This window comes from Parvimonas micra, from assembly GCF_021300775.1.
GTDB lineage: Bacteria > Bacillota > Clostridia > Tissierellales > Peptoniphilaceae > Parvimonas.
This window is the reverse complement of record NZ_JAJTJP010000003.1, coordinates 333954-346329: the sequence shown is the minus strand read 5'-3', so window position 1 is coordinate 346329 and position 12376 is coordinate 333954. Positions and strand designations below refer to the sequence as shown.

Below are 12376 nucleotides of genomic sequence, written 5' to 3'. Positions count from 1 at the left end.
AGGAAGTAATGAATACTTTAGAAATAAAAAATGTAACATATAGTTATGCGAATTCAAAAGAAAAAGTTTTATCTTTAATAAATCAAAGCTTTGAGCTTGGTAAATTCTATGCAATTATTGGAAAGTCTGGAACTGGAAAGTCAACATTGCTTTCATTAATGGCTGGTCTTGATAAACCAAATAGTGGAGAAATTTTATTTAATAATGAAAATATAGAAAAAACAGGTTATAGCAATCATAGAAAAAACAATATTTCTCTTGTTTTTCAAAACTATAACTTAATAGATTATTTATCACCTTTAGAAAATATTAGACTTGTAAATAATAAGGCATCTGAAGATATTTTACTTGAATTGGGTCTTGATAGAAGTCAAACAAGAAGAAATGTTATGAAACTTTCTGGTGGTCAACAACAAAGAGTTGCTATTGCAAGAGCTTTAGTATCAGAAGCACCAGTTATTTTAGCTGATGAACCAACTGGAAATTTAGATGAAGCAACAGCTGGAGAAATAATAGATGTTTTGAAAAAACTTGCTAAAGAAAGAAATAAATGTGTAATAGTTGTAACTCATAGTAAGGAAGTTGCAAGTGCAGCTGATATTATACTAGAACTTAGTAACAAAAAATTAAAAGAAGTTAAGAAAAGTAATTAGGAGGTAAACCATGTTAAAAAATGCTTTTGCATATGTAACTAGAAAGAGTTTAAAATCTTTAATTATATTATTAGTTATTTTATCTATGTCAACTCTTAGCTTGATTAGTTTGTCAATAAAAGATGCTACAAATAAGGCTTCAGAAGAAACTTTTGGAAATATTACAAATAGTTTTACAATGGAGATTAATAGAAGAGTAAATCAAGGTACACCAAGAGGTGGTGGTAATGTAAGAGGTCAAGATATTAAGAAAATCGTTGATTCTGGATATGTTGATAATTATGTTAAAAGAATAAATAGTGTTGCTGATTTAGATGATAATTTAAGTATCGTAGAAGCGCCTGGAACAGAAGCTAATCAATCTGCTGAAAGGGCGAAAAATTTTAAAAGAACAGTAATGCTAACAGGTGTTAATAATTCAACAAAAGAAACAAAATTTGTTTCAGGTGTATATAAACTAGTTGAAGGAGAACATTTAAATAGCGAAGATAAAAATAAAATACTAATGCATAAAGATTTAGCTGCAAAAAATAATTTAAAAATTGGGGATAAGATTAAATTAAAATCTAATATCTATGATGCAGATAATGAAAAGGGTGCAAATGAAACTGTAGAAGTAGAAATTAAAGGACTTTTTGATGGACATAATAAAGGGGGAGTAACTTACTCACAAGAACTTTATGAAAATACAATAATTACAGATATTCATACTGCAGCAAAAGTATATGGAAATACAGAGGATACAGCAACATACCAAGATGCTACTTTCTTTGTAAAAGGAAATAAAAACTTAGATGATGTTATAAAAGACCTTAAGAAATTAGATATAAATTGGAGAGCATATAATTTAATTAAGAGTTCTTCAAACTTCCCTGCATTGCAAAAATCAATATCAGGTATTTATGCAATTGCAAATCAACTATTTGCAGGATCCTTAATATTTGCAGGTATAGTAGTTACTTTACTATTATTCTTGTGGATGAATGCCAGAAAGAAAGAAATTGCAGTACTATTATCAATAGGTATGTCTAAAACTAAAATATTTGGACAATTTGCTATTGAATTAATTTTAGTTACAATACCAGCATTTATTGGCTCATATTTCTTGGCAGGATATACAGGAAAAATCCTTGGAAATAGTATTTTAAAAAGAGTTACAGGAAGTATTGCGAAACAAATTGCAAAACAATCAACTTCAACTAAATTGGGAGGAGGGGCTGAAGTTGATGGATTTAATAAGACACTTACTAGTTTGAATGTTACTATTAATCCGAAATCCCTTCTTTATGTAGTATTATTCATGTCATTAATACTTGTAATCGCGTTAGCAATATCTTCATTAAATATATTACGAAAGAAACCAAAAGATCTATTGATAGACACTAAATAGTTTAATTGGACGATTTCATAATATTATTTACCATAAAAATTATCGATGTTTTCATCGATAATTTTTATTTTATATGGTATACTTATTATAGTTATTTATTTTAAAAAGGAGGCTCTATGAGAATACTTGTTGTCGAAGATGATCAAATTATCAGAGAAGGAATTTCTGAATACTTATCTGAATTCGGCTATGATATTGTTCAAGCAAAAGATGGACATGAAGCCTTAAAAAACTTTGAGAGTTATGAAATTAATCTAGTAATATTAGATATTCAAATTCCGTTATTAAACGGATTAGAGGTTTTAAAAGAAATTAGGAAAAAAAGCGAACTTCCGGTTCTAATGCTAACAGCTTTTAATGATGAGGAATACAAGATAAATGCTTTTTCAAGTTTAGCTGATGGATATATGGAAAAGCCATTTTCATTACCGGTTTTAAAAGTTAGAATAGATTCTTTAATTAAAAGACATTTCGGAAATCATGAAAAATTTGAATATAATAATGCAGAAGTGGATTTTACAAGCTATTCAGCAAAATTAAATGGAGAAGATGTTGATATTAATGCAAAAGAACTTGAAATCTTAAAATATTTATTAGAAAATGAAGGACAGGCACTTACTAGAACACAGATAATAGATAATGTTTGGAAAGAGACTGATGAAATTCCTTTTGATAGAGTAATTGATGTCTATATAAAGGAGTTAAGAAAGAAATTAGGTTTAGATTGTATAGTAACAATCAGAAATGTTGGATATAAATTGGAGAGAAAATGAAGAATTTAAAGATATTTCCAAAAATGTTCTTACAAACTTTTGGGATTCTTGGAACAGTAATTATTTTAATACATTTGTTAGTGTTTTTTATTTTTCCAAGAACTTATTTAGAGACTAGAAAGCAAGAACTTTATTCAAAAGCTGATGAAATTTCTAAGAATGTTAAAGGACAGGATTTGAATTTTGTCGAACAGTCTTTAGAATTTTATTCAAAAAGCAGTGATATAAAAGTCTTTATAAAAGGACAAAATAGAGAAAATGAAGTTAAGATTGGTGATGACATCAATATTGACTTAAAAAGTGAAAATAATTCCTTAATAATTGAAGAAAGGGAAGTCGAATTAAAAAATGGCGAAAAAATTTCAATTCAATTTATTTCTACTGCTGATATGAATAAAGATGCAAAAGAATTGAGTTTTAAATTCTTGCCATATTCATTATCTATTTCATTTCTATTTTCAATTATAGTTTCGCTTATCTATGCAAAGGCGATAACTAATAATATAAAAGAAATAAAAAATGTTACTAAAAAAATGATGAAATTAGATAGAGATGCATATTTGAAGATTAAATCAACAAATGAAGTTGGAGAATTAAAGGAACATATTAATAATTTATATAGCACTCTATTAGAATTAATTGACGATTTAGAAATAAAAAATGAAGAGATAATTAAATTAGAAAAGTTGAAATACGACTTTTTTAGAGGTTCATCACATGAGTTAAAAACTCCGCTTGCAAGTTTGAAAATAATATTAGAAAATATGAAATACAATATTGGAAAATACAAGGACAGAGACTTATATATAGGAAATTGTATTGATATTGTTGACAATCTTACAAGAAGTATTTCACAGATGTTATCTGTTTCATCTTTTGAACATTTGAAAAATGATGAAGAAATAATAGTTGTAAATGATATATTAGAAGATGTGCTTAAACAGTATAAATTACTTGCAAATCAAAAGAATATAGAGATAAAAAATGAATTAAGTACAGAAAAAATCTATATAGGAATAACTGCACTAAAAATTGTATTGTCTAACTTAATAAACAATGCTGTAAAATACTCTGACGAAGGCGGAGTAATCAACATTGGAACTAAAGATGATTGGCTTTATATTGAAAATTCATACAAGGACAACGAAGACTTAGATATTAATAAAATATTTGAAATAAATTTCAGTCTAAATAAAGAAAATAGCAACGGTTTAGGCTTGTATATTGTAAAAAATATTCTATTTAACTACGGAATAAAATACAAAGTAGAGAAAAGTGAAATAGGAATTGTATTTTTGATAGAGCTATCAGGCAATATGGATAAATAAATTTTTCTTAAAAATATAAAGTGAAAATTACACAAAAAAAGCAGACATTTTAGTCTGCTTTTTTATTGAGCGTATGCTTCGTTTATGTTTTCATCATTTTGTTTTAATAATTTTTTTCTTATAATTAAATAGCAACAGATATGTGCTGTGGTTGTCAATGCCCATGAAATCGGATAAGAAATATAAAGTGATTCTTGAGTTCTATATATTTGGAAAATTGAAAATATCCAAATAATTCTAAATAGGCATGCTCCTGTCAATGAAACAATCATTGGCAAAATAGAATACCCCATTCCTCTTAAAGATCCAACTGTTACGTCCATAAGTCCACATAGTAGGTAAGTTGCTGAAACAATTTTCATTCTATTAAGCCCATACATAATAACTTCTGGATTGTCGGTGAATATTCCAAGTAGAACATTTCCCAAAGCATATGCACCAACCCCAAGCACAAATCCTACTACTGTTACAATTCCAAGACCTTGCAGTAGTATTTTATCTACTCTATGATATTTTTTTGCACCCATATTTTGACTTGTAAAGCTAAGTGTTGACTGATAAATTGCATTCATTGACATATATACAAAGCTCTCAATGTTGATTGCAGCTGTATTCCCTGCTATTACAAGGCTTCCAAATGTATTTATTGAAGATTGAATTAATACATTTGAGATACTAAATACGATACCTTGAAGTCCAGCAGGAAGTCCAATTCTTAATATATTTTTAACTTTATCTTTTTGTAATTTAATTTTTTTAAAATCCAAATGCATATATCCTACACTGTTTTTTAAAAAATTAATTAGCATAAACGCTGATACATATTGAGAAATAATTGTTGCTATAGCTACACCTGCAACACTCATATGTAAAACAGTAACAAAAAATAAATTTAATATTACATTTAAAATTCCTGATACAATCAAAAAGAAAAGAGGTCTTTTTGTATCTCCAATAGAACGTAAAAGAGCTGCTCCAAAATTGTAAAGGGCTCCAGCAGGACTTCCTAAGAATATAATTCTCATATAAAGTGCTGATAAGTTAATGATTTCATCAGGAGTTCCCATAAGATGTAACAATGGTTTTGAAACTAAAACACCTACGAAAAGCATAATAGTTCCTGAAATTAAAGCAAGACCAATTGCGTTATGAACAGTATCTGAAGCATTTTTATAATCTCTTGCACCACAATATTTTCCCATAACAACACTTATTCCCATAGAAATTCCTATTAACAAACTTATAAGCAAGTTAATTAAAGAAGAAGTTGCTCCAACTGCTGCAAGAGCAGAACTTCCAGAAAAACGTCCTACGACTATAACATCTATTGTATTAAAAAGTAATTGGAAAATACTTGTAAAAATTATAGGAATTGAAAATAATACCATTTTTTTCAAGGTTTTTCCATTTATCATATCAACTTCATTGTTTTTTACCATTATATCCTCCAAAATATTTAAAATAACATCATATTTAAAAATAATATCATATATTCAAAAGTTTTGCAATAAAAAATATTCCTAAGTCTTTATTTAAAAATAAATGACTATAGGAATATTCATATGTGATGTAAATACTTTTTAATTAAATTTTCTATCATACAATAATGACGCATTTAGAATTACAAGTATTGAGCCAAGATTGTGCACTATTGCACCAAAAACTGGATTTAACAATCCAAGAACTGATAAAATTACAGCTACTAAGTTGATTAGAAGTGAAATTATAATATTGAATTTTATAGTTTTCACAGTGGCATTGGCAAGTTTTTTTAGATAAACTATTTTTGAAACTTCATTTCCCATTAGTACAATATTTGCACTTTCTACTGAAATATCACTACCTGTTTTTCCCATAGCTACAGAAACATCTGCAATTTTTATGGCGTTTACTGAGTTATTATCAGAGAAAAATTATAATAAAATAACAGTTCAAGAAATTATTGATAGAGCTAATATAGGTAGAAGTACTTTTTACTCTCATTTTGAAACAAAGGATGATTTGTTAAAAGAGATTTGTAGAGAATTGTTTGATCATATATTTTCAAATGACTTAAATAGAGAATGTTCAAAAGTTTTTGAAAATTCAAAGAAAAATCCTAAAATTTTAATTACACATATACTTTATCATTTAAAGGAAAACAGGGAAAAGATAGTAAAAGTTTTAAGTTGTGAGAGTAATGAGCTTTTTTTAGAATATTTTAAAAAGTATATCTATAAGATTATTGATGAGTATATTTTTATTGAAAAAAATAAAGATGAAAAATACGAAAAATTCTTGAAAAATCATATTTGTTCTACTTTTGTAGAAACAGTAAAATGGTGGATAGGTAATAAAATGGAGGAGAGTCCAGAAGAAATTTCAGATTATTTCTTTAGAGTTATCGATCCAGTAAGCTAAATATTAAAATAAAAAAAGTGTAGATTTTATCTACACTTTTTAAGTTGAATTGTTATGACTTATAAGTCTTAGAATGCAGGAACAACAGCTCCGTTGTAAGTTTTGTTTATAAATTCTTTAACTTTTTCGCTTTGTAATGCTTTTAAAACTTTTTTGTATGTTTCGTTGTTTTCATCACCAGTTCTAACTGCTAAGAAGTTTGCGTATGGTGAATCTTTTCCTTCTACTAATTTTGCATCTTTAGTAGGGTTAAGACCAGCTTCAATTGCATAGTTTCCGTTAATTACAGCACCATCAAAATCTTTGATAACTCTTGGTAATTGAGCAGCTTCAACTTCTGTAAATTGAATGTTCTTTGGATTTTCAGCTATATCTTTAACACTTGATAAAATATTAGTGTTGTCTTTTAATTTAATGATTCCGTTTTTATCAAGTAAGATCAATGCTCTTGCTCCGTTTGATGGGTCATTTGGAATTGCAATTTTAGCGCCATCTTTAATTTCAGATTGTGCATTTAAGTATAATCCCATTGGTTCAACGTGAATATTTCCAAGTGGTGAAATTTTAGTTCCTTTTTCTTGGTTGAATTTGTCTAAATATGGTTTATGTTGGAAGAAGTTAATATCTAATTCTTTTCCATCTAATGCTAAGTTAGGTTGAACATAATCAGTGAAAGTAACAATTTCAAGTTTAATTCCTTCTTTTTCTAAATCATCTTTAACTAATTCAACTAATTTTTGATGAGGTTCTGGTGATACACCAATTTTTACAACCTTAGTTTCTACTTTTTTTTCTTCTTTCTTTTCTGAAGATTTGTTATCTGAGCTCTTTGCTCCACATGCTGTTGTTAAAACAACAACTAAGCCTAATGCTAATGCTAATAATTTCTTTTTCATATTTTTCTCTCTCCTATATACTTATTTTTTTGTTAATTCTTTTGGAAATATAATTTCCTAAAAGTTGAATAATTTGAACTAATAATATTATAATGACAACTGGGACTGTCATTTGTACATAATCAAATCTGTGATAACCGTAAGTGATAGCTAAGTCTCCAAGACCTTGAGCACCTACAGTTCCTGCCATAGCTGAATATCCAATTAAGTTTATAACTGTTAAAGTAATTCCATTTACTAAAGTTGGTAAAGCTTCAGAAAGCATTACTTTAATAATTTCTCTATCGCTTGAACCGATTGAAATGCTTGCTTCTAAAGTTCCGTAATCAACTTCTTTTAAAGCATTTTCAAAAATTCTTGCAACAAATGGCATTGCTGAAACTGTTAATGGTATTATTGCAGCGGTTGGACCAGTCATTTTATTTATTAAAGCTTTTGATATTGGTAAAATATAAATTATTAAAATTAAAAATGGGACTGATCTAAAAAGATTTACAAAAAAGCTTAAAACTGAATAAACAAATTTATTTCTCTTTATTCCATTTTTATCTGTAACTACCAATACAATTCCTAAAAAGCCACCAATAATAGTTGAAAATAGTGATGAAAAGAACACCATGTAAATTGTTTGAAATGTTGCTTTTAATAATGAACTCGACATTTTAATTTACCTCCTCAACTAATATTTTTCTCTCTTCAAGGAAGCTTTTAACTTCATCAACTTTGTCTTTTTCAAAAACTTCTACAATTAAATGACCAACTTTTCCTTCTTTTATCTTGTCGATATTTCCACTTATTATATTTATATCAATGTTTTTTTGTCTAATAAGTTCGGAAATGACGGGACTTGTTGTAGTGTCTTTGGTAAAACCAAGTCTTAGAATAGAACCAGGATAATCTTGTTCTGGGTAATCTACATAATCTTCAAATTGTGGTAAAGTTTCAATAAATTTCTTTGTTGTCGCAGTTTTTGGTGAAGTGAAAAGTTCTAAAACTGTATTTTGTTCAATTATTTTTCCGTCTTCTATAACTGCCGCTCTATCACAAACTGATTTAACAACTTCCATTTGGTGAGTTATTAAAACAATTGTAAGATTAAATTCATCTCTGATTTTTAAAAGCAATTCCAAAATAGATTTTGTACTTTGAGGGTCTAGTGCCGAAGTGGCTTCATCACAAAGTAAAATTTTTGGTTGGACCGCTAAAGCTCTAGCTATTGCTACTCTTTGTTTTTGTCCTCCGGAAAGATTTGCAGGATATTCATGGATTTTATCGCTCAAGTTAACATACTCTAAAAGAGTTTTAACTCTTTTATCGATATCTTTTTTCTTCCATTTGTTTATTTTCAATGGATAAGCGATATTATCATAAACACTTTTTTGATAAAAAAGGTTAAAAGATTGAAATATCATTGCCATGTTTTTTCTTGCCTCTTTCAGCTCTTTTTTATTCATTGTAACAATATCTTTACCGTCTATAAAAATATTACCTTCGGTGGGAGATTCTAGTCGGTTAATACATCTAATTAAAGATGATTTACCAGCACCACTCATACCGATAATACCAAAAATTTCTCCTTTTTTGACTTCTAAACTAATATTATTAACAGCTTTTAATCCATTGTCATAAACTTTGACTAAATTTTCAATTTTTATCATACAAACCTCCTTCTTCAATATTTTCGGAATCTAATACTTTTTTAGATATAAAAAAAAATCTCTGATAAGAGATTCTGAAAATTTCTTATCTTCCGAATAATTCGCTGGAATTAGCACCTTATTATAAAACAGGTTGCTGGGCTTCACAGGGCCAGTCCCTCCGCCTCTCTGGATAAGTGTTATTTAATATTGTTGCTAAATTATAGCATAACAAAAATTTAATGTCAACACTTTTTTTAAAAAATTGTTAAAAAAATTTTTAAGATTAAAAAATGGTTATTTATTAGTCAATTTATTACCCAATATTTGAGAAGTTAATAAAATTATGCTAAAATAAATATAAGAATTTTTAGAATTTTTTAAAGGAGAGAGACAATGAAGTGTATAATGTTCGATATGGATGGCACATTGATTGACTCCATTGGAGGATGGTTTGGGAGCTGTTCATATTTTCTTAAAGATATGAATTTAGAAGAAACTGAAGAATTAAAAGAGATGTTTAAAGGAAAAAAACTTTATGCTAGAGGAATTGCTATAAAAGAATATTACAATCTTGATTTAACAGCAGATGAAATTTATGCAAAGAATTTAAAATATGTAAAAGAAGGTTATGATGATATTTATGAGCCAAAAGAAAATGTAATTGAAGCATTAGATTATTTAAAAGAAAAGGGATATAAGATTTCTTTAAATACTGCTACAAATATTGGACTTTGTAGAAATTGTCTTGAAAGAACAGGACTTATAAAGTATTTTAACTATATTCAAACTTGTGATGATTGTGGATATTTAAAAGATGATGTAAGATATTATGATTGGGCGATTAAAAAGCATAATGAAGAAGTTGAAGACATTATTTTCTTTGATGATACACAAGCTCCTTTAAATACTGCAAAGAAAAGGGGAATTAAAACGGTTTTAGTTTATGATCCTCTAACAAATGGGGAATATTTTGATACAACTACAGAATTTGACTATAAAATGGATACAATTTCTGTTGAAAATTTGAAAAAAATTGGACTTTAAAAAAAGAGGAGATTTAAAATAGAATCTCCTCTTTTTAATTTATAAATTATTTTAAATAATTTTCAAACCAATCAAATATTTCTTTTAATCTTCGTATTCTATGCATTGGCTTTCCACTTCTAGATAATTCATGATTTTCACCTTTGAACATAACAAGTCTTGCTGGTACGTCATGATATTTTAATGCAGAGAACATTTGAATACCTTCAGGAACCCAACATCTATAATCTTCATCAGAATGTATGAAAAGCGTTGGTGTTTTAGCTTTATTTGCATATTTTAATGGAGAATGATACCACATTTTATCATAATTATTCCATGGAGTTGTAGATATTTGATCATCAATGAAATAATATCCGATATCTGTAAGTAGGAATTCTGTAGTCATATTCGCTATTGAACGTTGAGAACAAGCAGCTTTAAATCTATTTGTATGTCCAATTGCCCAATTAGTCATAAAACCACCGTAACTTCCACCCATAATTGCAAGACTTTCTTCGTCAAGTGCAGGGTATTTTTTAATAACAGCATCTGTAAATTTCATTAAGTCGTCAAAATCAATTTCTCCATATTTTCCACGAATATCAGCAAATTCTTTTCCTCTACCATCAGAGCCTCTAGGATTTGTGAAAAATACAAAATAGCCATTATTTGCTAGAAATTGCATTTCGTGATGGAATACTTTTCCAAAAACAGTTTTAGGACCTCCGTGCACATGAAGAACACCTGGATATTTTTTATCTGGGTCATAGTCTGTAGGTTTCATAACATATCCGATAAAACCAATTCCATCATTAGTAAAATTAATTTCTTCAACTTCTGAAAGAGTATAATCTGATGTATCGTTATGGAATGAAATTCTATTTTCTGATTCTGTAGTTATTTCATATATATCTTGTAAATTAGAATCTTTTAAAGCTATTGCATAAATTTTTCCGTCTTTTGAAACGTCAAAACAGTCAATAGATCCAGATTTTTCGTTTAATCTTTCAAGATTTCCTTCTTTATCAATCTTATAAAGATATGCGCTATTTACTTCTGTATTTATAAAGTACATAAAACCATTTTTAACAAGAATACTTTTTCCACCAGTTAATCTAATATCAGTTCCAACAGAATTATGCATACACATGTCAAAATTATCATTTACTATCTTTTCAAAGGACTTACTTTCGATATTTATAATATAGATATTTGAATTTTCATTTAATCCATATTCTTTCATATCTGTTGCTATAGTTATAATATTTTTTGAATCAATGAAATTTACATATTCAAAAGAATAGTCTTTTGCTAAAACTTCAACAGCCTTAGTTTTAATATCTAAAATTCTAACTTCAGTTACAAGTGGCATTTTTCCAACATAAGAGTTTGCGATAAAAACTGCTTTTGTCTTATCTTCATTTAATTGAAGACAATAATTATCAGTAATATCATCAGTTAATGGAATAAATTCAGAAGTTTTTTTATTGAAAAGATAAAGTCTGCTTCTATTTTCGTTAGTAAAACCTACATTATTTCCCCAGAAAGGAATTTCAGTAGCAACTAGATAATCCTTAGAATCATCATATAATTTTTCTTTATTTTCATCTTTTTTAGCTTCTTTTTCTATTTTTTCTAATTCCTTAGTTCTGTTGAAATTAGCTAAAACTAAGAATTCATCCTCATTAATTTGCTTAATAGTATTTACTAATGCTGGAATTGTAAAGTCTAATGTAGCTTCTCCACCACAAGGACATATTCTATAAAATTTGGTTTGTTCTGAATCATCTTTTGAATCTTCTCTATCACTTGCAAAAAGAATAGAACCATCTAAAAGTTCAGTAAAAGAACTTTCTTTTGCTCCATTAGTAAAAACAAATGATTTTTTAGTCTCTAAATCCATTTTGTAAATTCTGTGTTCATAAGAATTCTTTTCTAAATTCATATTAGAAACAGTATAGAATAGATTTTTTTCATCTTTACTTAAATGTAAATTACCTAAAAATTTAAAGTTTTTAAATTCATCAATTTTTATACTTTTCATATTGCCTCCTTGAACTAAATTCACAAAGATTTATATTAATTAAATTATTCTAATGTATAATCTTTGTAATTTGATTATACTACAAAAACAAAAAAATTACAAAAAATAAATTTTGGTAAACTCTAGTTATAGGATATAATATTTATATTAAATGAAACTTAAAAAATAGAGAAATTTATGGAAATTAGAAAATTAATATATAAAGATGCTAAAGAATTTTATGATT

The 12376-nt window shown here is 27.4% G+C and carries 12 protein-coding genes and 1 riboswitch; of the genes, 6 read left to right on the top strand and 6 right to left on the bottom strand.

All coding sequences use genetic code 11. From position 1 onward, the window contains the following. Nucleotides 1–8: 8 nt before the first annotated feature. The 4 genes from LW893_RS06925 (at nt 9) to LW893_RS06910 (ending at nt 4144) form a co-directional block, all read left to right on the top strand. Nucleotides 9–653 (top strand): ABC transporter ATP-binding protein, encoded by a 645-nt coding sequence (locus LW893_RS06925; RefSeq protein ID WP_233056548.1) that lies wholly within the window; start codon nt 9–11, stop codon nt 651–653. A gap of 10 nt (nt 654–663) precedes the next feature. After that, nucleotides 664–2043 (top strand): ABC transporter permease, encoded by a 1380-nt coding sequence (locus LW893_RS06920; protein ID WP_233056547.1) that lies wholly within the window; start codon nt 664–666, stop codon nt 2041–2043. Nucleotides 2044–2159: 116 nt separating this feature from the next. After that, nucleotides 2160–2816, top strand: a complete 657-nt coding sequence (locus LW893_RS06915) for a response regulator transcription factor (RefSeq protein WP_233056546.1) — start codon at nt 2160–2162, stop codon at nt 2814–2816. Then, entirely contained in the window at nt 2813–4144 is a 1332-nt protein-coding gene (locus tag LW893_RS06910) for a sensor histidine kinase (RefSeq protein ID WP_233056545.1), read from the top strand. Before LW893_RS06915 ends, LW893_RS06910 begins: the two co-directional genes overlap by 4 nt. Nucleotides 4145–4206: 62 nt before the next feature. On the opposite strand, the gene LW893_RS06905 is transcribed toward LW893_RS06910, so the two are convergent. Together LW893_RS06905 and LW893_RS06900 are read right to left on the bottom strand one after the other, a co-directional pair. Beyond that, nucleotides 4207–5583, bottom strand: a complete 1377-nt coding sequence (locus LW893_RS06905) for an MATE family efflux transporter (protein WP_233056544.1) — start codon at nt 5581–5583, stop codon at nt 4207–4209. 141 nt (nt 5584–5724) lie between these two features. Beyond that, on the bottom strand, nt 5725–6000 hold the full coding sequence (locus LW893_RS06900) for a hypothetical protein (protein WP_233056543.1): 276 nt from the start codon (nt 5998–6000) through the stop codon (nt 5725–5727). A 25-nt stretch (nt 6001–6025) separates the two neighbouring features. Here LW893_RS06900 and LW893_RS06895 point away from each other — a divergent pair, with 25 nt between their 5' ends. Continuing rightward, complete coding sequence (locus tag LW893_RS06895) at nt 6026–6544, top strand: TetR/AcrR family transcriptional regulator (RefSeq protein ID WP_233056542.1); 519 nt, start codon at nt 6026–6028, stop codon at nt 6542–6544. Between the two features lie 68 nt (nt 6545–6612). On the opposite strand, the gene LW893_RS06890 is transcribed toward LW893_RS06895, so the two are convergent. Genes LW893_RS06890 through LW893_RS06880 form a run of 3 tightly spaced genes read right to left on the bottom strand, consistent with a single transcriptional unit; the run spans nt 6613 to nt 9098 of the window. Next, nucleotides 6613–7440, bottom strand: coding sequence for a MetQ/NlpA family ABC transporter substrate-binding protein (locus LW893_RS06890; protein WP_233056541.1), 828 nt, complete (start codon nt 7438–7440; stop codon nt 6613–6615). 13 nt (nt 7441–7453) lie between these two features. After that, on the bottom strand, nt 7454–8101 hold the full coding sequence (locus LW893_RS06885) for a methionine ABC transporter permease (RefSeq protein ID WP_233056540.1): 648 nt from the start codon (nt 8099–8101) through the stop codon (nt 7454–7456). A gap of 1 nt (nt 8102) precedes the next feature. Beyond that, nucleotides 8103–9098: a methionine ABC transporter ATP-binding protein gene (locus tag LW893_RS06880; protein WP_233056539.1), complete on the bottom strand. Its 996-nt coding sequence runs from the start codon at nt 9096–9098 to the stop codon at nt 8103–8105. A gap of 82 nt (nt 9099–9180) precedes the next feature. After that, nucleotides 9181–9277: riboswitch (SAM riboswitch) on the bottom strand. 196 nt (nt 9278–9473) lie between these two features. Here LW893_RS06880 and LW893_RS06875 point away from each other — a divergent pair. Next, entirely contained in the window at nt 9474–10124 is a 651-nt protein-coding gene (locus LW893_RS06875) for an HAD family hydrolase (RefSeq protein WP_233056538.1), read from the top strand. 46 nt (nt 10125–10170) lie between these two features. On the opposite strand, the gene LW893_RS06870 is transcribed toward LW893_RS06875, so the two are convergent. Beyond that, nucleotides 10171–12150, bottom strand: coding sequence for an alpha/beta hydrolase family protein (locus LW893_RS06870; RefSeq protein WP_233056537.1), 1980 nt, complete (start codon nt 12148–12150; stop codon nt 10171–10173). Between the last annotated feature and the right edge of the window lie 226 nt (nt 12151–12376).